This window comes from Rhizorhabdus phycosphaerae (assembly GCF_011044255.1).
Taxonomy (GTDB): Bacteria; Pseudomonadota; Alphaproteobacteria; order Sphingomonadales; family Sphingomonadaceae; genus Rhizorhabdus; species Rhizorhabdus phycosphaerae.
The window spans coordinates 1,137,922-1,162,203 of sequence record NZ_CP049107.1; the positions used below are offsets into that span (position 1 = coordinate 1,137,922).

Genomic DNA, 24,282 nt, shown 5'->3' on the forward strand with positions numbered 1-24,282 from the left:
ATCGGCGGGATAGCGAATGGATGGAGACGATTTGATGACCCTGAAAGCGATCGCCCTGAATTGCAGCCTGAAGGGCAAGGTGGAAAGCCCGTCGTCGACCGACGCGATGATCGCGGTGCTTGAAGAGGCCTTCGCGGATCGGGACGTGACGCTCACCGAGACCGTCCGCGTGGCTGGCCTGGACATCAAGCCGGGCGTCAGTTCCGACGAGGGCGATGGCGACGCATGGCCCCAGCTTCGCGACAAGATACTGGAGCATGACATTCTGATCTTCGGCGGACCGATCTGGATGGGACAGATCGGAAGCGTCGCCAAACGCGTGCTCGAACGGATGGATGCCTTTCTCGGCGAGACCGACGATCAGGGGCGGATGCCGAGCTACGGAAAAATAGCGGTGGCGGCAATCGTGGGTAATGAGGACGGCGCGCATTTCTCGAGCGCGCAACTGTTCCAGGCCCTCAATGACGTCGGCTGGACCATCCCCGCTGTTGCCGCCTGCTACTGGGTCGGCGAAGCGATGGGATCGGTCGATTTCAAGGATCTGCAGGAGACACCGGAAAAAGTGTCCAAGACCGCAAAGATGGTCGCGGGCAACGCCGCGCATCTGGCCGGCCTGCTCAAAAGCGCGCCTTATCCCGGCTGAACGGGCATCGGGCGCGGCGGGCATGCACCCGCCGCGCCCCATGATCAGCCGCAATAATCGGGCGTGATCGACTCCGAACCTTGGCGCCTCTTCCAGGCACCGTCCTTGAGCTTGTAAGCTTGGCCGGGCTTGACTGCACGCAGCGTCTGGCACGCCGTCGTCTGGGCGAACTGGTCGACGGTCACGTTGCGCGCCGCGGCGATCTGCGTGTAGCCGGCGCGACGCTTGATGTTGATCGCATCGACCGCAGCCTTCAGATCGGACGAAGGCGACGAGACGAAGCCGAGATAGCCGTCCCACTGCTCGCCCACCGTTCCGGCCGACAGGGCCTGCTCGACCACCGGGTCCGCCGCCAGTAGCGGCGAAGCCACCACGAGAGCGGCGGCAGCGAAAATGGCCGTACCGAATATCTTTCTCATTGCGGGAACAGCTCCGGATTATTGGCGATGAAGTCCTCGGCATCCTTCTGGAGCCTGACCACCACCTCTTGTTTCACGTTCACGTTCAGGTTGATCTCGATCGGCTTGTCGGGTGCCGCGACCTGGATGCAGCCGGCCAGCAGCAGGCCGAAAGGCAGGATGACCGCAGCTGTTACGCAACCCTTGGATATCGACATCTGTTTCTTCATCTCGGGACGCTCGCACCGCGCGTCTCGCTCGTCAATCTGGCTGAGGTCATGACATGCTCCCGCTTTACCTTTGCTGAATGGCCGCCGGGCCCGGAACGATCGCCGGCGCCTGCTCCTCTGGCTGCCCGCGCGCATCCTGCACGGCGCCGTTGCGCAGAAGAAGCGACGGATCGACGAAGGTCTGGGCGGAATTGACCAGGCCTCTGAAGGGCGCCGTTATGGTGATGTTGAACCGGAAGGGCAGCCGCGTCAGCGGTGCGAGCAGGCGACCCATCAGCCCGTTGCGCGTTGCCGTCTCCTCCGGACGATCATTGGTCCCGTCGAAGCGGACCCGGCTCACGATTTCTCCGTCAAGCTGGCCGTTGAGATCGATGGCGAGGCTTTGGTAGCGCATCGACTTCAGCGCGTCGAAGGCGAGGCGCGCGAAGCGGCCGAGATTGGCGTTGGTCACGTCGCCGACATAGGACAGCGTTCCGCCGTCGCGCCTGACCCGCAGTTCGCCATTCTCGATGCGCCCGCCCGAGGAGTCGAAGATGATCGGGAGCACGCCGTCGAATTTGCCGGTGACCGCCAGATTCTTGAACTCGAGCTGCTGAACGAAGGTTGCCGCATCGAGTCCGTTGATCCGGAAGGTCAGCCTGCGGGCCACAGGCCGCGCCATATCGAGGACGCTCGGCTCAAGCGTCAGGGTTCCGCCTGCGAACGGCCAGTCGCCGGACAGGATCGACAACTGGCGGTCAGGCAATATTTGATAGCGAATGACCCCGTCGGTGACAGCTATGCCGGGATTGACCTCGGCGATGGCGACCTTCTGGTCGGGTGCGGTGACGAGGCCGAGGAGGTCGACGAACTCGATCTTCCCCTTCAGCCCCGTGACGGGACCGAAGGCCGCCGCGAAATCCAACTTGTCGGTCGCGAAGCTACCACGACTGGCAACCTCTCCGCCGCGCCACGTGATCTCGCCGGTGCCATCCAGCCGCCCCTCGACATTGGCAACCATGCCCAGCGTAAGCGGGGTTATCGCCTCGGGCTGAAGAGTCTTGCCGAAGGTCAGGCCATCCACGGACAGAAGCGCGCCGCCGCGACTGCTAGCGAGGTCGTGGCGCAGCGTGACCCGCGTCACGACGGCTTGCGACTTGGGTTCCTTCAGCGTTGCCGCAGCGGTAACCCTGCCATCGACCAGTTCCAGTCGCACATCGTCGGACAGGAGCGGCCGAAAACGCGGCTCGTCGGTCTGCGCATCGGCGACCTCCAGTCCACCCTCCACGGTCAAGCGGCTACCCGCCAGCCGCCAGCCGCCCTCGCCGCCGGACAGGAGAAGAGGCACCGAAGCCAGCTTCCCGGACAGCGAAGCGAAACGTCCTACGATGCCCTCGGTGCCCAGCCGCCCGTCGAGCTGGCCGATGTCCAGCCGCGTCGGATCCTGCGTTCCGCCCAGGCGGACGGCGAGATCGTCGACGCGGAAGCCGGGCCTGTCCAGGCGCGCCGCCAGTCGCCCTCCTTCGATCGACAGGGGCTGGCCACCTAGGCTTCCCCGCAATCGGGGCTTCCGGACCACCGCACCGCCAGACAGCAGGCCTTCGGAGGTTCGTCTCAACAGCGCGCCATCGAGCGGGCACAGCGGCAATATGCTGGGACCGATCGAGGCTCCGGCGATCGCGAGTCGGTTCCACGCCAGCGGCGCGCAGGTGCGGTTCAGGAGGACGCCGCCGCTCTCATCGATCGACAGCCGCAAAGGCAGGCGGGCGCCGTCGATCCGGCCGTCGCCAAGCGGCCCGCTCATCATCACGCCGGTCGCCAGCGAGATGACGCCCCGACGGTCCCGATCGAAGCGGATCGGATCGAAGGCCAGCGATGCCATTCCCGTCGAATAGGGAGCGATGCTCGCAGAACCCTCGATCGGACCACCCGCAAAGGGCTGCCGTGCCGTCGCCAGAAGATGGGGCAGCCCGCCGCCGGACAGTTCGAAACTGCCGTTGGTCGACAAGCCTTCGGACCGTGTCCAGCCGATCCCGGCCGCACCCATCGGCCTGACCAGAAGTCGTGCGCCACTTGCGCTGCGCCCGTCGAGGCGAAGCAGGCGGATTTCTCCCTGATCGTTTCCGAAGCTTGCGCGGATGTCGCCGCGCAGATCGGTCGCCGACGCCGCGCGGGCAAGCGCCCTGCCCCAGGCATCCAGAATGGGGCCCAACGGCGTCGCGTCGCCGGCGGTCCTGATGCGGGAAATCCTTTCCTGCATGCGTAGCGACAAGCGCGCCTTCGATGCCAGCAATCGTCCGTCGAAGTCCGCATCGCCTCGGGAGGTCAGCCGGTATCGGCCCTGCACGGATAGCGAATTGGCCTGCCCTTGCGCGGTCGTCACATCAAGGGCGCGGAGATCGAGATCGCCGGCGACGCCAGCTCGCTGCGCGGAAAAGGCGACCCTGCCGGCCATCCGCCCAACCTGGACGCCGCTGGCGGCGATGCTGCCCCGCCTGGGCTCCAGCGTCCCTCGCCAGAGCGCAAGATCGGGGCTGGCGCGCAGGTCGCTCGCGATCAGCACATCCGATAACCGTATCCCCTCGCAGCGGATCGAGGCGGCGCGCAACGGCCCAGTCAGCCGAGGCCCTGCCCCGCTCGTCGCGACGCGCAGGCTTCCGCCCAGCCGCTCGGCGACGCAGCCATTCGTGGCAAGGCGCGGCGCGGACAGCGTAGCGCGCCCGGTGAAACCGTCATCCAGCCGACCGGACCCGTCGAGGATCAGGACAGCCGATCCCGCCGCAGTGACGATGTCGGCTCGTGCGGAGCGGGCGGTCAGCGAAATGGCTGGCAGGGAGAATGGCGTATCGCCCTCGCCTTGCGGCAGCAGTCGGTCGATCGCGCCCAGCGAGAGGCGCCCATCGACCAGACGCGCGCGAACGCGCAGGCCGCCCGCATCCACCGCGCGCAGCTGAACGCCCGAAAGCCCTATTGCCAGTTCCACATCCGCCCAGTCTGCGACCAGGTCCGGCGAGCGCGGGTCGCCGATGACGACATTCTCGATCCTGTGCGTTCGGACGCCAATATGCGTGAGACGATAGCGGGCGGCGACGCCTTTCGCGCGCAGCATCTCGTCGATGTACGACGCAGCGATCGGAACCCGCTCGCTCCACAGCCAGACGCCACCCAGCGCAAACAGCGCCGTGCCCGCGCCCGTCCAGGCCAGCACCCTTTTCTTGCGCGACGACGCGGACTCCATCGTTGCGGACTTAGTCGGTCCCGACGGCCGCGTCACCCCGGCGGCGATCGACCGGGCCGTTCATCGGTGGGGTTCGCCGCCCCGCAACATGGTTAACCAACCCTCAACGCTTTCTCTCTATCCAGATCAACGTCCAAACCTTCCGCCCTCAGGCATTGTTCCGCCACCGGCTCGTTTTCGCGGGCGAGGCGGCACCGGGTCCGCGTAAGGCTGTCAGGAGTGACGCGTGTCGATTCAGATTGCCAATGCTCTGGTTCAACGCCTCGGCCCCTGCACGATCGAGATCGACCAGGCAGCGCATCCCGAACTCGCCTGCGAGCTGGCCCTGGTCGGTTGCGAGATAGCCGAGCCGGGCAACAGCACACCGTCGCATTCTCATAACCCGGCCCGCGCGGGCTATCTGGCCTGGACGGGACCGGGCGCAGGCCCGAGCTTCGCCAGCGCGATTGCTCCCTTCGCAGGCGCCGGGACACTTGCGCTTCATTCTGCCGGCCAGCCGCGTGCCGCGCTGGAAGCACAGCTCTTCGCCCATGGATGGCGGCGCCATCCGGGGGGCATGATGCTTCACGAATATGGCGAGTGGACCGGCGATTGCCTCCCCTCGCTGAGCTATTGGCAGCATGACAGCGGACAGCGCGACGGATGGCTCGACCAGGGCTTCGAAGCCGACGCCGCGATAGCGCGCTTCGCAATGGCAGCCACCCATGTCCGCAGCGGCGATCGCGTCCTGATCGACGGCGCCGGATCGGATGACGCGGCGGCGATCATCCTTGCGCTGTCGCGCGCAGGATCGGTCCTGTTCGTCGGTCCGCCCGGTGACTCCCGCTGGGAGACGACGGGGCCCGATCTCGACTCCATCCCCCCGCAATCGATCGATCTCGTGATCGCATTCGACGCCAGCGCGCCGGGAGGCTGGCAATCGCGGCTGCACGACTATGCCCGGTTGCTGAAGCATGACGGGCGGGCGGTTCTGGGCTGGCGGCGGGACGCAGGCGAAGGCATCCGACCGCGCGACTGGGACGCGCTCGACGATGCCGTGTCCGAGCATCTGCTGCCTGAGCTCCGCTATGCGCAATGCGCGGCGAGCCCCAATCCGAGGGGCGCGCATATGCTCCTGCAGATTCCGGCCGAGCAGTCAGCGAACGTCGAGTGGCTGATCATGGTCGCCTCGGCCAACCCGCTCCTAGGTGTCCATGCGGTCACCGAATATGAAAATCCGGCCTATCCCCTGCGGCACGGCACGCCGCCATCGCTGATCGACTTCGGTGCGGCCTATGACAATCCGTGGCTCTACCGGACGCTCGTGCAGATGGGCGAGCGGCTGAACCATGAGGTCAAGCTGGCCCGCCTCGCAGAATGCGTGATCGAGGAATCCCGGCCCGACTCCGCCGACCGGGGCGCAGCGATCGCCGTACTCGGTTACCGCATATTGGAGATGCGGCGCGCCGATCTGGCGCAGGTCATTCTACCGCTGATCGAAGCCTATATCGGCCAGTCGTCCGAGCCATCGATGCCCGTCCATGTGCGCCGCTGGCGCATCTCGCTGGCATTCCTTGCCGGCCGGTTGTGCGAGATGAGCGAGCGCCGCGATGCCGCGGCGCGGTGGTACCGGCAGGCGGCGGAGGCCAATTGGTGGGACTTCTCCCCCCTGCTCGCAACCAAGAGCATCGCAGCAGCCTTCTACGAGGCACGGCTCCACCTTGCGGCCGGCGATGCGCAGACCGCGCTGGCCTGCTTCCGCCAGGGCATGGAGACCTCGCTTAAGGCGGCGGCCTGTCCGCATGACGAGCAGATGGGGCCGGACGGCCATCTCCTCCCCTTCTATCTGCAGGAACTGGCCGAGGTGATCGACATGGGTTCGCAATGCGCCAACGCGCTCGCCCATTTCCACCTTTGGCAGCGCGATCCCGGCCTGTTCTGGAGGCAGGTGGATGTCCGGCGCTTCGGGCTGGCATCCTGGGCACGCGATCTGGAACGCGAGAACCAGCGGCTGCGGGCCGCCTGAGGAGAGAAGAATGAACGCCCCCGCTCATGGTTTCACAGTTGCCGATATCGACACCATCGACGCCAATGGCCATGTCATCCGCTATTTCGGCCAGGGCGCCGGCTGGCGCTTCGCGACGCTGCTGGAGAAGGAGCCGGAAACGATCGAGTGGATCGACAGCTTCGCGCCTGACGACCTGTTCTGGGACATCGGCGCGAATGTCGGCATATACTCGATATACGCCGGGGTGCGCGGCATTCGCACCCTCGCTTTCGAGCCGCATTTCGCCAATTACGGACAGCTCTGCGCCACGGTCGCCCTGAACCAGGTGCAGGATGTCGTCACCCCGCTGTGTCTCGCCTTCGCAGCGCGCAAGTCGGTGAGCGAGATGAATCTGGCCAGCCTCGACGTCGGCACATCGATGAGCAATTTCGGGGCAGCGCTCGATTTCCGGGGCAATCCCTTCGATCCGGCGTTCCGCCAAGGCATGGTCGGCTATGATATCGACAGCTTCGTCGCCGATTTCGGAGTCGAGATTCCGAACCACATCAAGATCGACGTCGACGGAATCGAACTGTCGATCGTCGAAGGCGCTCGCCGGACGCTCGCCGATGAACGCGTTCGTTCGGTTTCCATCGAGCTGATCGACAGCGACCTGCAGCAGGTCGCGGCTGTCACCGAAATATTGGAGGGCGCAGGCCTGCGCTTCGTCCACAAGAAGCAGAACGCCGCTTTCGCCACGCCCGAGACGCGGGACGTCCTCAACTTCCTGTTCCACCGCGATCCGGAAGCCTATCGCACCCGGGCGAAACCCGTCGGCGAGGCTGTGGCGGACGAGCTGGTGACGACCGACCAGATCGTCGATGCCATCGTCGCACGCATCGCCGCAGCCAGGCTCGACGAGAGTCCCTGCGGCAATATCTACATGCAGGACATGCTGCCGGCCTCGGTCTATCACGAACTCGTCGCGCGGCTGCCGGCCGACGATATGCTCGACCCGATCGAGCATCCCGACGCGGTCGACGAGAGCGGCCGGGTCACGCGCCTCCTCCTCGATCTCACGCACGAAACGCTGTGGCGGCTGCCCGCCGAGGACCAGCCCTTCTGGGAAGCGATGATCGAAGTCTTTACGTCGCCGCGCATCGCTGCAGCAGTGACCGACAAGTTCGGCGCCACGCTGGCCGCACGCTTCGATGGTCGCATCCCCGAACTGGTGGCCGTGCCGATCTTCTATCGCGACAAGCCCGGCTATCGCATCGGCATCCACCCGGACGCGGCCACAAAGGTTGCGACGCTGCAATTCTATCTGCCGGAGGATGACGCGCAGGCGCATGTCGGGACCGTGTTCCACCGCCGCTCCGGCGAAGGTTTCGAGCGATTGAAGCAGAACCGCTTCCTGCCGAACAGCGCCTATGCCTTCGTCCGCACCGAGGAGAGCTGGCACAGCGTCGACCAGCTCGGACCGCAGGAGCGCGACCGTAATACGATCGCCCTGACCTTCTACATCAAGGGACAGGAATATCGGTCGCAGGATCGTTCCGCCGGCCCGATCCGCTGGTCGGCCCATTACACGCCGCAGCTCAGCCGCGCGATCCGGCAACTGACCGCCAGCTTCGAACGCCGCGACGATGTCGCGACGCTCTTCTCCGAGGGCGGGGTCGGGGTCGAACTCGGCGTGGCAGCGGGAGATTTCTCCGATCGCCTCCTGCGCTTCCCGCACATAGCGCATCTCTACAGCATCGACATGTGGGCCGGCGACCGTGGGCACGGCATCGACCAGTATCGCGAAGCGGTGATGCGCCTCGATCAGCACCGTGCGCGCAACAGCGTCCTGAAGATGCGCTTCGATGAGGCACTGCCGCTGTTTCCCGACGACTCGCTCGATTTCGTTTATGTCGATGGTTATGCCCATGATGGGCAGCTGAACGGTAAGACCTTTCGGGACTGGTTTCCCAAGCTGAAGTCCGGCGGCATATTCTCCGGTGACGACTATTCCCCGGAATGGCCGCTGGTCGTCGAAGCGGTCAACGCCTTCTGCGCAGAGCAGAAGCTGGAACTGCATGTGATCGACTGCCAGGAGGACAGCTGGAACTCGCGCTATCCGACCTGGTTTGCGATCAAGCCCTGACGCCCATGGCTTCGCTTCTCCACCGTGCCCCGACCGACTGCCGAGCGGAAACAGCGAGGATCCTGTCCGCCGGGCGGGAGGTCCTCGACCTCGAAGCACGATCGCTTCTCCTGCTGCGCGACGCGCTCGATGGCGCCTTCGCCAGGGCCGTATCGCTGATCCTGGCGACGAAGGGCCGCGTCGTCGTCAGCGGCATGGGGAAATCGGGCCATGTCGCGCGCAAGATGGCGGCGACCTTCGCCTCGACCGGCACGCCTGCGATCTTCGTTCACCCCGGCGAGGCGGCACATGGCGACCTCGGCATGCTGCTTGCCGGAGACCTGCTGATCGCCCTGTCCAATTCCGGCGCGACGCCCGAGTTGCGGCCGATCACCGATTATGCGCGCGATCTTGGCTGCCCGATCGTGGCGATCAGCGCGCAGCGCCACGCGCCGCTCGCGCAAGCCGCCACCGCCGCCATCATCCTGCCGCCGATCCGCGAAAGCTGCCCCGTCAACATCTCGCCGACCACCTCGACGACGCTGATGCTCGCGCTGGGCGACGCGCTGGCCGTGGCAGCGATGGAACAGCGCGGGATAACCCGCGAACAGCTCGAGCGGCTCCATCCGGGCGGCTCGATCGGCCTGCGACTTCTGCCGGTGAACGAGATCATGCACGCGGGCGACGCCCTGCCGCTGGTCGACCATGCGCTGCCGATGCGCGACGCCATCGTCACCATGACCGAAAAGAGCCTGGGCATAGCCGGCGTCGTCGACGCGGCAGGACGGCTGGTGGGCACGATCACCGATGGCGACCTCCGCCGCCATGTCGAGCGCCTGTTCACCAGCCGCGCCTGCGACGTCATGACGCGCAATCCCAAGACGGTTCCCGACGGCACCTATGCCGAGGACGCAATGGCGATCCTCACGGCAAACAAGATCACCGCGCTGTTCGTGATGGACCATGATGCCCCCGACCGCCCCGTCGGGCTCGTCCACATCCACGATTTCCACCGCCTCGGCCTGGCCTGACATTCGGGCGTGACAACCGGCCCTGACGTCCGGCCTCGGCATCGGGGCGCACGAGCGGACTAGCCAGCGCCCCAGAATTGGCTAGCGTCGCGCAAATGGACAGACCCGCGCCCGATCCGGCCAATGATGCGAGCGGCCACCGCGCCCGGCTGCGGACGCGCCTGATTGAGGGCGGCCCCGATGCGCTGCTCGACCATGAGCTGGTCGAATATCTCCTCGCTCTGACGATACCGCGCGTCGACACCAAGCCGACCGCCCGGCGACTGCTCGATGAATTCGGAGGGCTTGGTCCGCTGCTCTCGGCGGATGCCGAATCTCTGCGCCGCGCCAAGATCAGCGACGCCGCGATAGCCGGCATCAAGATCGCCGAAGCCTCCGCGCTGCGCCTGCTGCGCAGCGAGGTGAAGAACCGCCCGATCCTGTCCGACTGGCAGGCGCTGGCGAATTACCTCCATGCCGACATGGCGCACCGCATGGTCGAACGCGTGCGCGTCCTGCACCTGAACACCAAGAACGTGCTGATCCGCGACGAACTCGTCTCCGAGGGTTCGGTCGATCAGGCGGCCGTGCATGTGCGCGAGATCATCCGTCGCGCGCTGGAACTCGGATCGGCGGCGCTGATCATCGTCCACAACCACCCTTCGGGCGATCCGGAGCCCAGCCGGCAGGACATCGCCCTGACCCAGGAACTGGTCGCGGCGGCCCGGCCGCTGGGGATCAGCATCCACGATCATATCGTGGTGGGCACCAAGGGCCAGACCAGTCTGAGAAGCCGCGGCCTGATGTGAATTGGCGGGCGCGCGATTGCCGCCCGGAGCGCCCTCTGCTAGGCGCGCCCGCATATCGGCTCTCGAACAAGGACAGGCTATGATCCCGCGCTATTCCCGCCCAGAGATGGTCAAGATCTGGGAACCGGAAACCCGCTTCCAGATCTGGTTCGAGATCGAGGCCCACGCCACCGACGCGCTCGCCGATCTGGGCGTCGTTCCCAAGGATGCTGCCAAGGCGATCTGGGAGAAGGGGAGCTTCGACGTCGCCCGCATCGACGAGATCGAGGCCGAGGTGAAGCATGACGTCATCGCCTTCCTGACCAGCGTCGCCGAGCATGTCGGCGAGCCGGCGCGCTTCATGCACCAGGGCATGACTTCGTCCGACGTCCTCGACACCTGCCTCGCGGTCCAGCTGGCCCGCGCATCCGACATCCTGATCGCCGATCTCGACAAGCTGCTCGAGGTGCTCAAGCGCCGCGCGATCGAGCATAAGATGACCCCGACGATCGGTCGCAGCCACGGCATCCACGCCGAGCCGGTCACCTTCGGCCTGAAGCTCGCCCAGGCCTATGCCGAGTTCGCGCGCAACCGCGAGCGCCTGATCGCCGCGCGCGCCGATGTCGCGACCTGCGCCATTTCGGGCGCGGTCGGCACCTTCGCCAATATCGACCCGCGCGTCGAAGCCTATGTCGCGGAAAAGATGGGCCTGACCGTCGAGCCGGTCTCGACCCAGGTCATCCCGCGCGACCGCCATGCGATGTATTTCGCGACGCTGGGCGTGATCGCCTCGTCGGTCGAACGGCTCGCGACCGAAGTCCGTCACCTGCAGCGCACCGAGGTCTTGGAGGCCGAGGAGTATTTCTCGCCTGGGCAGAAGGGCTCCTCGGCCATGCCGCACAAGCGCAATCCGGTGCTGACCGAGAATCTGACCGGCCTCGCCCGCCTCGTGCGCGGCTATGTCACGCCGGCGCTGGAAAATGTCGCCCTTTGGCATGAGCGCGACATCAGCCACAGCTCGGTCGAGCGGATGATCGGCCCCGACGCGACGGTAACGCTCGACTTCGCCCTCGCACGCCTCACCGGCGTGATCGACAAGCTGCTGGTCTATCCGGCGCGGATGCAGAAGAATCTGGACCGCATGGGTGGCCTCGTCCACTCGCAGCGCGTTCTTCTCGCGCTGACCCAGGCCGGGATCAGCCGCGAGGACGCCTATCGCATCGTCCAGCGCAACGCGATGAAGGTGTGGGAATCGGACGGCGCGCTCTCGCTGCTTGAGCTGCTCAAGGCCGACGAGCAGGTTACCGCCGCGCTGTCGCCGACCGAGCTCGAAGAGAAGTTCGACCTCGACTATCACTTCAAGCACGTCGACACGATCTTCTCGCGCGTCTTCGGCTGAGGCCGATCGAAAGATTGTCATGACGGGGATTGCCGGGCATCTGTTCGGCAATCGCCGCTCATGTCGAGCGACGATGGCTTAGGGGACCGTCGAGCCATGCCGGTCGCGCCGATCCTGGTGCTCATCGTCAACTACCGCACGGCCGGGCTGACGCTGCAGGCGGTGGAAGCCATTTTGCCCGAGGTCCGAGCGCGCGGCGACGCGGAAATCTGCATCGTCGACAATGGATCGGGCGACGGGTCAGCCGAGCAATTGGCGCAGGGAGTTACGAAGCTCGGCGCAGACGGATGCTGCCGGCTCATCGCGCTGCCCGACAATCAAGGCTTTGCTGCGGGCAACAATGCAGGCCTGCGCGCCTATAGGGAGCGCGCCGAAGGGGCAGGCCTACCCCACTTCATCTGGCTGTTGAATCCGGATACGGTCGCGCGTCCAAATGCCCTGACAGCGCTGGTCGACTTCATGGACAGCCAGCCGGACGCGGGGCTAGCGGGAGGTCGCTGCCTCCGCCCGGACGGATCCATCCGCCACAGCGCCTTTCGCTTCCACAGTCCGCTGAGCGAACTGCTGTGCGAACTGGACTTCGGTCCATTGCGCAAACGTCTCGGCAGGTTCGACGTGGCCCTGCCACTGTCCGATGAACCATATCGGGCCGAGTGGCTGTCGGGCTCCAGCCTGATGATCCGTGGCGCGGTGTTCGAGAGGATCGGCCTCTTCGACAGCGGCTACTTCCTCTATTTCGAGGAGACCGACTTCTGCGCTCGCGCCGCCGACGCCGGCTTCGAGGCTTGGCACGTGCCCGACAGCGTCATCGTGCATCTCGGTGGACAGGCGACCGGCTTCACCGAAGCCTGCCCGAAGCGCCGCCCCCGCTACTGGTTCGCCTCGCGCGCGCGTTTCTTCCTGCGCCGTCATGGCGTGGCTGCAACCCATCTCGCCAATCTGCTATGGCTGGTCGCTCATCCGCTCGGTCGCCTGATCGCCGCCGTGCGTGGACGCCCACGCCACGATCCGCCGAGGCTCTGGCTAGACTTCCTGACGTATCATTATGGCCCAGGCGGACTCATGTACCGCCCGTCCAAGGTGGCGGCTTGACCGACACCGGGCTTCCCCATTTCCTGATTATCGGCGCGATGAAGGCGGCGACGAGTACGCTGCATGCGCAGCTTGGCGCACAGCCCGGCATCTTCATGGCGACGCCGAAGGAGCCCAATTTCTTCAGTGACGACGCGCAGTGGCAACGCGGGATCGATTGGTATTGCAGCCTCTTCGCAGCCGCCCCCGATGGCGCACTCCTTGGCGAAGCGAGCACCCATTATACGAAGCTGCCCGATCTTCCGCTGACCGTATCTCGCGCCAAGGCAACGCTCGCTGCGCCGCGCCTCATCTATGTGATGCGCCATCCGGTCGAGCGGCTCATCTCCCACTACAGCCATCTCTGGCTGGAAAACGGCGTCGACGAACCGCTCGAACAGGCGATCGCCAGCCGCCCCGAGCTCGTCGATTATGGCCGATACGCCATGCAGTTGCGCCCCTGGATCGATGCCTTCGGCAAGCATGCTATTCTGCCGCTCTTCACGGAGCGGTTGGCCGCGCATCCGCAACAGGAACTGGAGCGAGCTGCCGCCTTCATCGGGCTTGGGGGCCCTGTTTCCTGGCAGGCCGATCTCGCATCACGCAATGCATCGGGCCTGCGGTTGCGCGACGCCCCTTGGCGCGACCGCATCGTTGATCATCCGCTCCTGGCGACGATACGCCGAACGATGATTCCGCAGTCCGTCCGCGATCGAGTCAAGCGCCGCTGGCAGATGCCCGCCCGGCCTACAGTTTCCGCAGAGGCCCGCACCAGCCTCGCCCGAACCTTCGATCCTGACCTTGATTCATTGGGGGAAATGCTGGGCTGTCGACTCGATTGCGCAAATTTCGTCAGCGTCGTGAAGGAAAAACCCCTCGACTGGGCCTGACCTCAGGCCTTGCGCGCGGCGGCGGCCATTTCGGCGTTGCGCTTCGCGGATGCGGCGAGTGTTTCGCGTAGCAGCGCCCTCAGCCTGTCATCGGCATCCAGGACGTTGAGCCCTTCGCGCGTGCTGCCGCCAGGGCTGGCGACACGGTCGGCCAGCACGTCCGGCCCTTCCTCGGACGCCGCCGCGAGCAGCCCCGATCCCTTGACCGTCGCTGTGGCAAGCCTGAGCGCCTGATCGGCGGGCAGGCCCAGAGCTTCGCCCGCCTGCGCCATCGCCTCGATGAAACGGAACAGAAAGCCGGGACCACAACCCGACAGGGCGGTGACGGCATCGAACAGCGCCTCGTCGCCGATCCACTCGACCAGCCCGAGGGGCGCGACGAGCGCCGCCGCTTCGGCACGGATGGCGTCCGGTGCATCGGCCGAATAGAGCGCGGTCACGCCTTCGCCGATCGACACGGGAAGGTTGGGCATGGCGCGCACCGTGGATGCCGCTCCAAAACCGTCGCTCAGCGTCCTGGTCTCGACACCGGCAAGAATCGACAGCAGCAGGCGCGGAGAGCGCTGCTTGTCCGAGAAGCTTGGCGTCACCGCATCCAGCTGCTGCGGCTTGACCGCCAGCACGAGAATGTCGGGCCCGTCGCCCGTCGTCGGCAGCTCACGGAACAGATCGACGCCCGCCGGAACCTCCGGAACAAACGGATCGATCACCGTGATCTTCCCGTCGAAGCCCGCTGCCAGCCAGCCGCGCAGCATCGCCCCGCCCATATTGCCGGCGCCGACGAGCCATAGACTCTTCGTCGTCGCCATGGCGTCAGGCCTCGCCCTGCGTATCGATCATAGCGGCCGCGATCGCTTCCTGCGGCGTCTTGTCGCTCCACAGCACGAACTGGAACACCGGATAGAAGCGTTCGCACTCGTCGATGCCCGCCTCGATCAGCGTCTCGGCCTGGTCGAGACCCAGCGTCGCATCGCCCGACTGGCTGTCGAGCAGCGCCGCATGGCGGAACAGCACCATCGACGAACTGGTCCACATCTCGAAATGGCCAAGCCAGAGCTGTTCGTTGATCAGCCCCATCGTCTCATACATCGCGCCCCGCTTGTCGGCGGTCACGCGAATATCGGGCAGGACGAGAAACTGCAGGACGCGGTCTTCTTCGCGCCAGACGGCGCGCAGCTCATATTGCGCCCAGCTCCCCTGGAACTGCGCTACGATCTCTTCATCGCCCGCACGCTGATAATCCCATCCACGCGCAGAGAAATAATGTTCGAGCATATCGATCGGCGCGCTTGCGTCTCGCGCGGACTCGAAATCATCGACGTCCATCAGGGGCTGTACTCCGTTGCCCACCAGAGGGTCACTCCGTGGCTCGGAATGCCGTTCAGTTCAACCCGCAAGGGTCATAAAGCTGTGGATAGCTGTCAGGGCTTTGCCGTACCGGCAGCCGCCTCCAGCGCGGCGATGCGCGCCTTAAGCTCCTCGGCTTCGTCGCGCGCTGCGGCCGCCATCGCCTTCACAGCCTCGAATTCCTCGCGGCTTACGAAGTCCATGCCCGCAATCCACTCGCGCGTCCGCTCCTTGAAAGCGGACTCGGCTTCGCGGCCGACGCCGGCCAGCGTACCCGCCGCGCCGTTCATCAGCTTGACGAAATCGTCGAAGAGGCGGTTTTCAGACTGCATGATCAATTCCTCGCCAGACCGCGCAACGCGGCATCATTCCAAACCGCGCGTCGCGGCATCACTCTATGACTATCTGGGTGGTACCGCCATTTGAAACAAGGGCGCCGCCGCTCGGATTGAGTTCGTGGATCTGCCAGTTGAGCGTACCGGCAAAGACGAGCCAGCCCAGATAAGGCAGCATCAATATGCCCGCGACCGGCCGAATCCGCCAGAACAGCCAGGTCGCGGCCGACGCCCATAGGAAGATGAACAGGATCAGCCCGAAGGCGAGCATGATCCGGTACATCGCGAAAAAGACCGGCGACCAGGCCAGGTTCAGCGCCAGTTGGATCAAGAACAGGGCGATCGCGACGCCCCTGCCTTTGGCGCCACGCGCATTGAGGATCATCGAGAATGCGACACCCATAAGGACGTAGAGGATCGTCCACGCCAGCCCAAAGGCCCAGCCAGGCGGCATCAGGGCCGGCTTTTCCAGCATGTCATACCACGGATTGCCCATGCCCGCCCCCGATCCCCGGCCGGATATGGTACCGAGCAGGACGATCGCGGGCACCGTGACCAGCGCCCAGCGTATCCAAGACATCCGCAACTGGCCCGCCGACGCAATCTCACCCATCATTCTGCTCCTCGCCGGCACGGGTCGCGCCGATCAGAAATTCGACATTGCCCTCGGGACCGGTGATCGGGCTGCGCTCGATTCCCTCGACGACCCAGCCCTGCGCATCGACCCACGCGCGGACCTCGGCACAAACGCGCTCATGGACGGCGCTATCCCTGATCACCCCGCCCTTGCCCACCTCCTCGCGACCGGCCTCGAATTGCGGCTTGATCAGCGCTACGAGCCGACCGCCCGGCCGGACGAAGGACAGCGCCGCCGGCAGCACCTTCGCGAGCGAGATGAAGCTGGCATCGCATACGACGATGTCGATCGGCTCGGGGATATGGTCGGCTGTCAGATGCCGGGCGTTGGTCTGCTCCAGCACGACGACGCGCGGATCGGACCGCAGCTTCCACGCCAGCTGGTTCGTCCCGGAATCGACCGCATAGACGCGCGTGGCACCTCCGGCCAGCAACACATCGGTAAAGCCGCCCGTCGACGAGCCGACATCGATCGCTATCGCCCCCTCGGGCGACCAGCCGAAATGGGTAAGGCCATGCGCCAGCTTGACCCCGCCCCGCGACACCCAGGGATGATCACGCCCGCGCAGCTCGATCGGCGCATCGGCCTTCAGCGCCTGCCCCGCCTTCTCGATCTTCCGCTCACCGGAAAAGACAAGCCCGGCCAGGATAACCGCCTGCGCACGCGACCGGCTCTCGACGAGACCGCGATCTACGAGCAACTGGTCGGCGCGAATTGTGGTCATCCCAGTTCCAACAACAGATCGGAATTCCGCCGGACAGACAATTCTCCGTCCAACGAACCTTTGCACCCGACCAAGCGGCAAAAGGTGCCAGCTCAACAGCAGCCCCTTGGCATTTACAAGGAAGCCGCTGAACTCCTTCACACGATCGATAACGTCCAAAAAGATCTGGAAGGTGCTCGATCCCGCCACACTACTACAAAAATGCGCTTTTCATGGCTCATTGGTGTCAGAGCAATCTGAAGCGCTTATTCGCAGCTGATATACGTGGTGGGCGGTGACGGGCTCGAACCGCCGACCCTCTCGGTGTAAACGAGATGCTCTACCAACTGAGCTAACCGCCCCTATCCGCTATGCCCTTAAGGTCTTTTCCGGCGCGTGCAAGAGGCAAGAGTCCCCATTTTCCACTCCTATCGGCACCTGCCATGCAGTTCCACTCCTCACGCGCTTGCCATGCTATAGACAAATTTAGCTATGTGCCCATTGATTGCGAACCCAGGACTTCTGTACTGACCAAACCTAATTGTATTTAGAGATTGCGTTCCTGATATAGACCCTGATCGGGAACCCATAGAACCAAAGTTAACTGTGTAATTGTCCCAATCATACATGATAATTACACTGATCAGATCACTAGTTCTGGGAAAACTGGATATGTCTGCAACAACGTTTGAATCTGCTTTTGCAAAGAAATTTAATGTTGTCAGCGAAGATCGATAAATCTCCAGAGAATTAGCGCCGATGCCATCATCGACGCATACAATTTCTCCATTCGCCGCCCGCGGAAAATCGCTGTTTATTGTGATACAACCCTGCCCCTCTGCCAGTATCGGGCCAGCTACGGCGGAAGGAATAACCGGCAAATCCATCATCCGCGTTACCGCCGCACCCGCCGTTGGAATATACGACGTCGCGAAGCCGCCCGCCTCCAGCTGATCGCCCCACAACAGCAAGCCCGACGAACCGTCGCCCGAATAGAGGTCGCTCCCATTCACTACGGCACATCCGGTAGAGACCGACACCGTCCCCGCCGTGGCGGTGAAGCTGAGCGACACGCGATACCATCCATTGCCGGCCGGCTGAATCTGGGCGCTTGGCGTGCCGGTTCCGGAAATGCTGCCCACGCTGCCGGTCGAAAGATCGAAATAGGCCGTCGCCATGCCGCCGCACGCCAGCTTTGCCCAGCTTCGGCCGGCCGGCTTGAGGTAGACCGAGCGTGTGTGTGATCCAGCGGTAAAGGCCACGCTTTGGCTGATCAGATGATCGCCGGACGTCCCGTTTTCGACGAGCTTCACAGCGTCCGGCTCGCCACTGGGTGTCATTGCGCCGGTGGTGACGAGCGAACATCGCGTCTTCGTCCAAATCGCCGAACCGAAATCTTGCGAATGCAGCAGCATGTTGGTGCGCTGGTCCTCGACCAGCAGCCCCAGCGGTCGCAACGTCACCGGGTCGTGGCTGAAGCGCGGCTGGTTCGCGGCCACCGTCTCGATATAGCCGCTCGCGTTGACCCGCGTTGCCGACGATGCGCGGGAAAAGCTGATCCGGCTGTCGAGCGTCGAGATCGTCGTGAAGTCGAAATCGAGGACCGGCTTCGGCCCGCCTCCGGCAGGCATTCCGAGCCCACCGGCGAGTTGCATCTCGGGATGGCTCAGTCGCGCGGGCAGCATTCCGCTAGAGTCGTCGGTCATCGTTCATCTTTCCTGGTGGCGCCCCAAGCGTCGACGGTGGCGCGATGTCGGCCGGCGCATTCGGCGTAAGCGAGCAGGAGGTCAGCCTCCCAGATGGCCCTCTCCGGGTCGATCGGCGGCACCGGCTGGACCGCCATGCACGGGCTCGCCAGATTGGCCGGCAGCGGCGGCATTGGCGCGGGCGCGGGCGTCCTCGAGCAGGCGCAGCACGTCAGGCCGCACAGCACAATCTGCAGATACCGGAATGTCATGATAGGCCTCCCTGATGAGAGCGCGGCTCTGGGGACGCAGCGCTTCCAGCGTGCGGCGCTCGGTCTCGAAGGCCCGGGATTGCCGCTCGAGCGCCCGCTGCGCCACAGCATGGCTTTCCGCCAGCCTCGCTGCGGACCGTGCCTCGGCCCGGTCGGCGATCAGGTCGCGCACGAACCAACCGCTGCCGAACGCTCCGATCGCGGCGATGCCGGCCGCTGACAGAAAAAGCTCCGTCCTCATGCAGCCCCCTTTCCGCCGGGCGTCGGCAACAGTGCCGCGACGACACCGGCAGCGATCGCCATCCAGCTATAGGGGCTCGAAAGGGCGGCGGCTCCGGTAACGGCGGCGCCGATCGCGATCCATGTGCCGCGCTCGCGAAGACGGCAGCGAAGATAGTCCATCATGCTTCCACCTCGGATGGCCGATCCGCGCCATCCTCTCCAGCGGGCAGGGGTTGCGGCAGCGGCACCCCCACGGGCCAGCGACAGCCCAGCACTCGGTCCCGGCTGAACTTGGCCTCGCACACGCGATTGCCCTGATTGCCCCCGATGCCCCACAGAAAGCCACGAGAGGCGCGCGTGACGAAAAACACGTGCCCGCCGCCCTGCCGGTCGAGCACGCACAGCGCGCCATAGGCGGGTGCGCAGGGGACACCCCAGTCGAGCCAGGCCTTGGCGCGATACCAGTGTCTCGGCAGGGGCAGCCCGACGCTGCGCGCGACATGTGCCACGAAGGTGCCGCACCAGGGTGTCTCGTCGTCGCTCCACCAGGCTTTGAGCCGACGCAGCCATGCCACGATCACGGGGTTGTTCTTGGGGCCGGGAATTTCGCGCACCCCTGTCAACGACAGGGCGTACGCCATCCAGGCCAGTGCAGAATCCGGCATGCGATCTCCGATATGCGTATTTGAAATCGATCAGCCGCCGGCCGCGAAAGCGGGACCGCACAGCGTCTGCGCCTGCCGCAGCGTCGGCGAATCGGGGGCCCGGGCGCTGAGGTCCGACAGCGTCAGGCGCAGGACCAACTCGTTTCTGTCACAGCGCTTTTCCAGCCGCGCAGCCTTCTCGGCGCATTCGGCATTCTCGCGCTCCAGCTTGTCGATCCGCTCCAGCGCCTGGCGCAGCAGATCCGAAGCGAGGTCGCCTGCATCCTTGCGGCGCGTGACCATCGCCGGAACGAGATAGCCCAGCGCCGCGCTGAGCAGAGTGTTTCCGCCGAGCAGCGGGATCAACCAGTCGGGCTGAGTTGTGATCATCTCACGCGACCCGGTTGAAGCCGATGACGATCGTGCTCGACGTCGCGGTGGCGCCATTGGCATCGGTCACCTCGCAGCGCGCGGTGGTGCTTTGATATTCGCCCACCACCATGTCGCTCCACTGGACCCGCGCCCGCTCGCTATCGGGATCGATCAGCACGGTCTTGTTGACGCCGTTCTGCCGGCTCCACGAATAGCGATAGGGCGGCGATCCGCCCGAGGCGTTCGCGTCGAAATAGCGAAAGCCGCCCCCGGGCAGCGCATCGCTCGTGCCGGACGCCGTCGAGACGTTTACCGGAACCGAACCGCCATACACCGCCGCGCTGACGCTCAACGTCGGCGCCGGTGGCGGCGGGGTCCGCGCGAGCAGCATCTGCAAAGGACCCGTCATTAGGACACCCCCGCGCCGGCGACGACCCATTCGTCGGTGCCGACCTTGACGAGCGTGCACAGGCCGCGCGCACCGAGGGTGCGGCTGCCGGTGGAGGTCGCTCCCGCGAGACGAAGCGTGACCCCCGCCACCCCAGAGATGCTCCGGCTGGACGACGCATTGTTGTAGATCGAGATCGCGTCGCCCAGCGCAAAGGCGGCTGTAGCGTTGGTGGGAACGGTTATGTCCCCCGCCGACAGCGAAAGGAGCTGCCCTACGTCGCTCAGCGATAGCGTCTGGCTGGAGGACGCGCTGCGGAGCGGGACGTTGCGATAGCCGATTTTCCGCGCAGTCCCGCCCGGGTCCTTGATCGTGGACTCCGCGCCCAGATCGGTGATCGCGCCGGTCATGGCGCCACCGCTCTTCGGCAACAGCGCCGCAACCGGCCCATCGCGCCAGGCGGCGATTTGCGCCATCAGCTCCCGAACGGCATCGTTCAGGCCGGCCGCCGGACAGCCCTCCGCGATATTGATGCCGCCAATGTCGCTATTGTTGGCGGCGACGACGTCGAACGCCGCCACGCTTGACTTGGGCATGATGCCTCCATCGAAAATGAACTGTCGGGGCGAGAATGGCGCTACCAGCCGAGAGAGCCGCCGAACTTCGTAGCGCCTGCCGTCCCCAGGCCGCTGCCAAAGCTGCTTGCGAAACTGCCGGCGGCCGAACCCAGCAGCTGACCGATGCCCGGGCTGCTCGTCTTGGTAACGGTGTTGTACCCGTCCGACGCTTGACGAATCTGACCATTGAGGGCCGCCGTGCCAACATAAGGAATGTCGGCTGCACTGTTGAGCAGCGACAGCGCCGGCGCGATGCCGGTATAGTCGGCGCTGCGCAGTTCGCCTGTCAGCCCCAGAGCCTGCAGCATCTGTGCGACATTGCTGGAATTGGCCGCATCCGATGCCTTGGCCGCCTCGAGTGCGCGATCCTGCTGCTGTCCATATTGGCCGGCCAGCGACTGCGCGGCGCCGAGGCGGTTCTGCGCGTCGGCGCGTGCGGCTTCCAGGACTCTGCTCTGCGCCGCATCGTGGTTGCTCGACAATTGCCCGGTCGCGGCCCCCATCCGATCGCGCTCGCCGCTCCACGCGGCGTCGGACTGGCCGGCCGCCTGCAACTGCCGGTTCGCCGCATCATTGTAATTTTGATAGCGGAGCTGGCCTTCGTTCGCGGCGAGGTTCCGGGACAGCACGTCGGCGAAGGCGGACGACAGGCCGCTGCCCATGCCCCGTGCGCCGAACATGCGGTTGGCCTGCCGCGCGACATTGGCGTTGCTCTGCTCGATCACGCTATCGAGATAGGGATTGCCCTGTAACGCCTCGGGGGCCAGCATCGACGCATAGAGCGCCGCAGATGGCTGCGCGTTCAGATAGCTGCCCTCCGCCGTTCGCCGCGCATAGCCGTCGCCCGGATTGCGCCCGCCCGACGCGATCGCGTCGGAAATCGGGTTGCTGGCAGCCATTCTGGACAGGATTCCGCGCGATGGATCGCCCCCCTGGGGCATGCCGCCAACCGGCAGCTTGGCCGGCATGTCTCCGCCGCCGCGCATTCCGGATCCGCCGGCCATCAGCCGCTCATAGACAGGCTGGCCCGACTGGACCGCGCGCCGCCCCTCGAAAATATCGCGGGCGGCGGACTGGGCGGCGCCAACATAGGGGTTCGGCATCTCGAACGCGGTCTTGGCGACGTCCAGAAAGGCGTCCTGCGCCGTCCTCGACATCTCCTGGAGGCGCGGCTGATTGGCGTCGAACACGCTCTGCGTCTGCTTCATCCCGTTCAGGATATAGGGCTGGGCCGGCGCCCAGGGTTCGGTCTTCTGCTTGCTCTTGCTGCTGCCCATGATGCTCGTCCTCGGTCAGAAGTTTGCGGAGGGTGACGGCGGTCTGGCGATAATCGGGCAGCACCCGCTTCCACCCGGCCCGCCCCACGATCTCCATCGCCACGCAGCCACGCATTCGCGCAGCGGCCTCGATGATCTTCAGGAAATGCAGCCACGATTGCCGCCCGCTGCCTCCGGTCAGCCATATCTCGCAGATCGGCCCGTGCAGGCTGCTGCGTATCCGGGTCACGACCGCGACGCGCGGAACGTCGTCGGTGCCGATCCACAGCTGCGCCCGACCGCTGCGAATATCGGCGCGAACCTCGTCGGGCCTGTGATCGCCAGCCCACCTGATGGCCGGCAGGAGAAGGTTGCAAACTTCGTCCCAGTGATCGGCCCCGGCACAACCGAACCTCATGCAGGGTCTCCCGACGCGTCGAGCCACCGCGCCTCCTCGCTATTCCACCACAGCGGCCGTTTGAGCGTGCGGTCATAGAAGAGCTGCCCATCAACCGGATTGGGTGGCCGCTCCGTCGTCGCACCGCCGCCCATCATCCGCCGGATCAGCATGTTGACCGCATCCCGCGCTTTCCGGTTCCACTCCTGCTGGCTGCGTTCCTGCTCCTTGAGCAAAAGGGTCATGCGCGCCCTCCCGCAACCACGTCGACGTCATAGCCCTGGACATAGGTCCAGGTGGCCCCCGCCGGGATCGACAGCTTTACCGAGCAGAAGCAGCAGCTGCGCCGCATCCGGTGGACACCGGCACCTGTTCTGGCGCCATGAACCGTCTCGTCCAGGCTGTCCCCCAGCCCGTCGGCGCCGAGCAGGCTGACGGTCGTGACCGAGGCATCCGTCAGCGGACGAACCGATCCTATTCGGGACTTTCTCCCAGGCACGAACTCCTTGAGTCCATCGACCAGCGTGGCCGCCATGTTCGGCCCGCTCAGCGTCCCCAGCCGGTGGCTGCCGTCGAACAGCATCAGCAACGGATATCCACCGCGCAGCATGGCGCTGTCGATCGACAGGCCGGTCGCGTCGATATTGCCATAGGATGCGTCCAGGGCATCGAGGCTGACGCTCTGCGATAACGCCGGGAATATCCTCTCGGACGTCAGGCTTGCGGTGGTCCACCGCCGCAGCGCGAAATGATAGAGATAGACCTGCGTCGCCGGGTTCGCGCTCGGCACCGACACGATGTACGTCGACGAACGGGGGTCGACGGCGGCGGACATCCTTTCGAGATAAGTACGGTCGAGCATCGACAGGAAGGCGCGATCGACCGTCTCTATCCCGATCGCCTCGACGGTCACCCCGTCGCAGGCCATGAACCCCTTGTTCGACAGGAAGAAGGTCAGCTTGCCATAAGTGGCGAGGCTCCACGGCGCGATGCAGCCGATATCTGTCGCGATCTCGTCGAACTGCCAGATGGCGTCATCCGCAGTATAGGTCATCCGGACGACGCGGTTCTCCTGAAAGACCAGCCCATATTCGCCACCGACCATGCCGGTTATGTCGCCTCCGGAAGCCATGGTCTGGAAGCCGGCTTCGCCCGCTCCCGCCGTCCAGCTGGCGGGATCGCCATTGTCGGACCAGGCCACCCTCAACGCATCATTGGCGGCATAGCCGGCGACGACGAAGCCTCGGACGACGGTCAGAAAACGTGCCGTCGGGGCGCTCGCTGCCAGCACCGTCATTCCGGTCGGTGCCGAGGGATCGAACTTCTGGATCGGATCGACGCCGTTGGTGGCGAGCATCAGCCGATTGAACGGACAGAAGCGCACGCCGACCGCCGACGAGGAGGACAGGCCCGTCTTGATGGCCACATGCCCCGCCCCGCCATAGCGGTAGATCGCGGTCGCCGTCGCCGCGAAGACGTGGACATCGTCGCTCGATCGATAGGCCCCGGCACCGACGCACGCCGCGGGCAAAGCGCCACCGGGAGCCGGTGAGAAAGAGGGCAAGGGCGCATAGCCGTTCGCTATCGGCACGACACCATGCGCGCGCACGAGCCCGTCCTGCAGATGCGCAGGCTGGTCCGGTTTCCATTCGCCGAAAATCTGTCGCATG

Annotated in this window: 26 protein-coding genes and 1 tRNA gene; 8 read left to right on the forward strand and 19 right to left on the reverse strand. The window is 65.3% G+C overall.

Annotated elements, in window-relative coordinates; genetic code table 11:
* Positions 1–34: 34 nt before the first annotated feature.
* Positions 35–643 (forward strand): flavodoxin family protein, encoded by a 609-nt coding sequence (locus G6P88_RS05175; RefSeq protein ID WP_165322156.1) that lies wholly within the window; start codon positions 35–37, stop codon positions 641–643.
* A 44-nt stretch (positions 644–687) separates the two neighbouring features.
* On the opposite strand, the gene G6P88_RS05180 is transcribed toward G6P88_RS05175, so the two are convergent.
* The 3 genes from G6P88_RS05180 to G6P88_RS05190 all read right to left on the reverse strand — a co-directional run bounded on the left by G6P88_RS05180 (position 688) and on the right by G6P88_RS05190 (position 4,488).
* Positions 688–1,062: a YdbL family probable chaperone protein gene (locus tag G6P88_RS05180; RefSeq protein WP_165322157.1), complete on the reverse strand. Its 375-nt coding sequence runs from the start codon at positions 1,060–1,062 to the stop codon at positions 688–690.
* Positions 1,059–1,259, reverse strand: a complete 201-nt coding sequence (locus tag G6P88_RS05185) for a YnbE family lipoprotein (protein ID WP_165324908.1) — start codon at positions 1,257–1,259, stop codon at positions 1,059–1,061. The genes G6P88_RS05180 and G6P88_RS05185 overlap by 4 nt, the downstream gene beginning before the upstream one ends.
* Positions 1,260–1,335: 76 nt before the next feature.
* Positions 1,336–4,488 (reverse strand): intermembrane phospholipid transport YdbH family protein, encoded by a 3,153-nt coding sequence (locus G6P88_RS05190; protein WP_165322159.1) that lies wholly within the window; start codon positions 4,486–4,488, stop codon positions 1,336–1,338.
* Between the two features lie 226 nt (positions 4,489–4,714).
* Here G6P88_RS05190 and G6P88_RS05195 point away from each other — a divergent pair, with 226 nt between their 5' ends.
* The 7 genes from G6P88_RS05195 to G6P88_RS05225 all read left to right on the forward strand — a co-directional run bounded on the left by G6P88_RS05195 (position 4,715) and on the right by G6P88_RS05225 (position 13,737).
* Positions 4,715–6,493: a hypothetical protein gene (locus tag G6P88_RS05195; RefSeq protein ID WP_165322161.1), complete on the forward strand. Its 1,779-nt coding sequence runs from the start codon at positions 4,715–4,717 to the stop codon at positions 6,491–6,493.
* Between the two features lie 10 nt (positions 6,494–6,503).
* Complete coding sequence (locus tag G6P88_RS05200) at positions 6,504–8,600, forward strand: class I SAM-dependent methyltransferase (RefSeq protein ID WP_165322163.1); 2,097 nt, start codon at positions 6,504–6,506, stop codon at positions 8,598–8,600.
* Positions 8,601–8,605: 5 nt separating this feature from the next.
* Positions 8,606–9,610 carry a KpsF/GutQ family sugar-phosphate isomerase gene (locus tag G6P88_RS05205; RefSeq protein ID WP_165322165.1) on the forward strand — a complete coding sequence of 335 codons (1,005 nt, stop codon included), beginning with the start codon at positions 8,606–8,608 and terminating at the stop codon, positions 9,608–9,610.
* Between the two features lie 95 nt (positions 9,611–9,705).
* The gene (radC, locus tag G6P88_RS05210) at positions 9,706–10,398 is read left to right on the forward strand and encodes a RadC family protein (protein ID WP_165322166.1); all 693 of its coding nucleotides are present in this window, start codon (positions 9,706–9,708) and stop codon (positions 10,396–10,398) included.
* A gap of 79 nt (positions 10,399–10,477) precedes the next feature.
* Positions 10,478–11,776 (forward strand): adenylosuccinate lyase, encoded by a 1,299-nt coding sequence (gene purB, locus G6P88_RS05215; protein ID WP_165322168.1) that lies wholly within the window; start codon positions 10,478–10,480, stop codon positions 11,774–11,776.
* Between the two features lie 60 nt (positions 11,777–11,836).
* Positions 11,837–12,868: a glycosyltransferase family 2 protein gene (locus G6P88_RS05220; protein WP_226946730.1), complete on the forward strand. Its 1,032-nt coding sequence runs from the start codon at positions 11,837–11,839 to the stop codon at positions 12,866–12,868.
* Positions 12,865–13,737, forward strand: a complete 873-nt coding sequence (locus G6P88_RS05225; protein WP_226946731.1) for a sulfotransferase family protein — start codon at positions 12,865–12,867, stop codon at positions 13,735–13,737. Before G6P88_RS05220 ends, G6P88_RS05225 begins: the two co-directional genes overlap by 4 nt.
* Positions 13,738–13,739: 2 nt before the next feature.
* Here G6P88_RS05225 and proC read toward each other — a convergent pair whose 3' ends face one another.
* The 16 genes from proC to G6P88_RS05310 form a co-directional block, all read right to left on the reverse strand.
* Positions 13,740–14,546, reverse strand: a complete 807-nt coding sequence (proC, locus tag G6P88_RS05230) for a pyrroline-5-carboxylate reductase (RefSeq protein ID WP_165322171.1) — start codon at positions 14,544–14,546, stop codon at positions 13,740–13,742.
* 4 nt (positions 14,547–14,550) lie between these two features.
* Positions 14,551–15,063 carry a type III secretion system chaperone family protein gene (locus G6P88_RS05235; protein WP_165322173.1) on the reverse strand — a complete coding sequence of 171 codons (513 nt, stop codon included), beginning with the start codon at positions 15,061–15,063 and terminating at the stop codon, positions 14,551–14,553.
* 95 nt (positions 15,064–15,158) lie between these two features.
* Positions 15,159–15,416 (reverse strand): accessory factor UbiK family protein, encoded by a 258-nt coding sequence (locus G6P88_RS05240; RefSeq protein WP_165322175.1) that lies wholly within the window; start codon positions 15,414–15,416, stop codon positions 15,159–15,161.
* Between the two features lie 58 nt (positions 15,417–15,474).
* On the reverse strand, positions 15,475–16,032 hold the full coding sequence (locus G6P88_RS05245; RefSeq protein ID WP_165324910.1) for a TspO/MBR family protein: 558 nt from the start codon (positions 16,030–16,032) through the stop codon (positions 15,475–15,477).
* Positions 16,025–16,780: a TlyA family RNA methyltransferase gene (locus G6P88_RS05250; RefSeq protein WP_165322176.1), complete on the reverse strand. Its 756-nt coding sequence runs from the start codon at positions 16,778–16,780 to the stop codon at positions 16,025–16,027. The genes G6P88_RS05245 and G6P88_RS05250 overlap by 8 nt, the downstream gene beginning before the upstream one ends.
* Positions 16,781–17,045: 265 nt before the next feature.
* Positions 17,046–17,121 (reverse strand) — tRNA-Val (locus G6P88_RS05255).
* Between the two features lie 96 nt (positions 17,122–17,217).
* A complete protein-coding gene (locus G6P88_RS05260; RefSeq protein ID WP_165322178.1) occupies positions 17,218–18,465 on the reverse strand; it encodes a phage head spike fiber domain-containing protein in 1,248 nt (415 codons plus the stop codon).
* An 81-nt stretch (positions 18,466–18,546) separates the two neighbouring features.
* Positions 18,547–18,957 carry a hypothetical protein gene (locus tag G6P88_RS05265; protein ID WP_165322179.1) on the reverse strand — a complete coding sequence of 137 codons (411 nt, stop codon included), beginning with the start codon at positions 18,955–18,957 and terminating at the stop codon, positions 18,547–18,549.
* On the reverse strand, positions 18,954–19,121 hold the full coding sequence (locus G6P88_RS05270) for a hypothetical protein (protein ID WP_165322181.1): 168 nt from the start codon (positions 19,119–19,121) through the stop codon (positions 18,954–18,956). The genes G6P88_RS05265 and G6P88_RS05270 overlap by 4 nt, the downstream gene beginning before the upstream one ends.
* Positions 19,118–19,603, reverse strand: coding sequence for a TIGR02594 family protein (locus G6P88_RS05275; RefSeq protein WP_165322183.1), 486 nt, complete (start codon positions 19,601–19,603; stop codon positions 19,118–19,120). Before G6P88_RS05275 ends, G6P88_RS05270 begins: the two co-directional genes overlap by 4 nt.
* Positions 19,604–19,633: 30 nt before the next feature.
* Positions 19,634–19,972 carry a hypothetical protein gene (locus G6P88_RS05280; RefSeq protein WP_165322185.1) on the reverse strand — a complete coding sequence of 113 codons (339 nt, stop codon included), beginning with the start codon at positions 19,970–19,972 and terminating at the stop codon, positions 19,634–19,636.
* A gap of 1 nt (position 19,973) precedes the next feature.
* Complete coding sequence (locus tag G6P88_RS05285; RefSeq protein ID WP_165322186.1) at positions 19,974–20,363, reverse strand: phospholipase D-like domain-containing protein; 390 nt, start codon at positions 20,361–20,363, stop codon at positions 19,974–19,976.
* On the reverse strand, positions 20,363–20,938 hold the full coding sequence (locus tag G6P88_RS05290) for a hypothetical protein (RefSeq protein WP_165322188.1): 576 nt from the start codon (positions 20,936–20,938) through the stop codon (positions 20,363–20,365). The genes G6P88_RS05285 and G6P88_RS05290 overlap by 1 nt, the downstream gene beginning before the upstream one ends.
* 41 nt (positions 20,939–20,979) lie before the next feature.
* Positions 20,980–22,236 (reverse strand): hypothetical protein, encoded by a 1,257-nt coding sequence (locus G6P88_RS05295; protein ID WP_165322189.1) that lies wholly within the window; start codon positions 22,234–22,236, stop codon positions 20,980–20,982.
* Positions 22,237–22,629: 393 nt separating this feature from the next.
* Positions 22,630–22,857: a hypothetical protein gene (locus G6P88_RS05305; protein WP_165322192.1), complete on the reverse strand. Its 228-nt coding sequence runs from the start codon at positions 22,855–22,857 to the stop codon at positions 22,630–22,632.
* Complete coding sequence (locus G6P88_RS05310; RefSeq protein WP_165322194.1) at positions 22,854–24,281, reverse strand: hypothetical protein; 1,428 nt, start codon at positions 24,279–24,281, stop codon at positions 22,854–22,856. The genes G6P88_RS05305 and G6P88_RS05310 overlap by 4 nt, the downstream gene beginning before the upstream one ends.
* Between the last annotated feature and the right edge of the window lies 1 nt (position 24,282).

Bases quoted from the DNA above. Each gene is read 5' to 3' on its own strand.
- G6P88_RS05175 (WP_165322156.1), top strand. From the start codon at position 35: ATGACCCTGAAAGCGATCGCCCTGAATTGCAGCCTGAAGGGCAAGGTG.
- G6P88_RS05180 (WP_165322157.1), bottom strand. From the start codon at position 1,062: ATGAGAAAGATATTCGGTACGGCCATTTTCGCTGCCGCCGCTCTCGTG.
- G6P88_RS05185 (WP_165324908.1), bottom strand. From the start codon at position 1,259: ATGTCGATATCCAAGGGTTGCGTAACAGCTGCGGTCATCCTGCCTTTC.
- G6P88_RS05190 (WP_165322159.1), bottom strand. From the start codon at position 4,488: ATGGAGTCCGCGTCGTCGCGCAAGAAAAGGGTGCTGGCCTGGACGGGC.
- G6P88_RS05200 (WP_165322163.1), top strand. From the start codon at position 6,504: ATGAACGCCCCCGCTCATGGTTTCACAGTTGCCGATATCGACACCATC.
- G6P88_RS05205 (WP_165322165.1), top strand. From the start codon at position 8,606: ATGGCTTCGCTTCTCCACCGTGCCCCGACCGACTGCCGAGCGGAAACA.
- radC (WP_165322166.1), top strand. From the start codon at position 9,706: ATGGACAGACCCGCGCCCGATCCGGCCAATGATGCGAGCGGCCACCGC.
- purB (WP_165322168.1), top strand. From the start codon at position 10,478: ATGATCCCGCGCTATTCCCGCCCAGAGATGGTCAAGATCTGGGAACCG.
- G6P88_RS05220 (WP_226946730.1), top strand. From the start codon at position 11,837: ATGTCGAGCGACGATGGCTTAGGGGACCGTCGAGCCATGCCGGTCGCG.
- proC (WP_165322171.1), bottom strand. From the start codon at position 14,546: ATGGCGACGACGAAGAGTCTATGGCTCGTCGGCGCCGGCAATATGGGC.
- G6P88_RS05235 (WP_165322173.1), bottom strand. From the start codon at position 15,063: ATGGACGTCGATGATTTCGAGTCCGCGCGAGACGCAAGCGCGCCGATC.
- G6P88_RS05240 (WP_165322175.1), bottom strand. From the start codon at position 15,416: ATGCAGTCTGAAAACCGCCTCTTCGACGATTTCGTCAAGCTGATGAAC.
- G6P88_RS05245 (WP_165324910.1), bottom strand. From the start codon at position 16,032: ATGGGTGAGATTGCGTCGGCGGGCCAGTTGCGGATGTCTTGGATACGC.
- G6P88_RS05250 (WP_165322176.1), bottom strand. From the start codon at position 16,780: ATGACCACAATTCGCGCCGACCAGTTGCTCGTAGATCGCGGTCTCGTC.
- G6P88_RS05260 (WP_165322178.1), bottom strand. From the start codon at position 18,465: ATGACCGACGACTCTAGCGGAATGCTGCCCGCGCGACTGAGCCATCCC.
- G6P88_RS05265 (WP_165322179.1), bottom strand. From the start codon at position 18,957: ATGAGGACGGAGCTTTTTCTGTCAGCGGCCGGCATCGCCGCGATCGGA.
- G6P88_RS05270 (WP_165322181.1), bottom strand. From the start codon at position 19,121: ATGATGGACTATCTTCGCTGCCGTCTTCGCGAGCGCGGCACATGGATC.
- G6P88_RS05275 (WP_165322183.1), bottom strand. From the start codon at position 19,603: ATGCCGGATTCTGCACTGGCCTGGATGGCGTACGCCCTGTCGTTGACA.
- G6P88_RS05280 (WP_165322185.1), bottom strand. From the start codon at position 19,972: ATGATCACAACTCAGCCCGACTGGTTGATCCCGCTGCTCGGCGGAAAC.
- G6P88_RS05285 (WP_165322186.1), bottom strand. From the start codon at position 20,363: ATGACGGGTCCTTTGCAGATGCTGCTCGCGCGGACCCCGCCGCCACCG.
- G6P88_RS05290 (WP_165322188.1), bottom strand. From the start codon at position 20,938: ATGCCCAAGTCAAGCGTGGCGGCGTTCGACGTCGTCGCCGCCAACAAT.
- G6P88_RS05295 (WP_165322189.1), bottom strand. From the start codon at position 22,236: ATGGGCAGCAGCAAGAGCAAGCAGAAGACCGAACCCTGGGCGCCGGCC.
- G6P88_RS05305 (WP_165322192.1), bottom strand. From the start codon at position 22,857: ATGACCCTTTTGCTCAAGGAGCAGGAACGCAGCCAGCAGGAGTGGAAC.
- G6P88_RS05310 (WP_165322194.1), bottom strand. From the start codon at position 24,281: ATGCGACAGATTTTCGGCGAATGGAAACCGGACCAGCCTGCGCATCTG.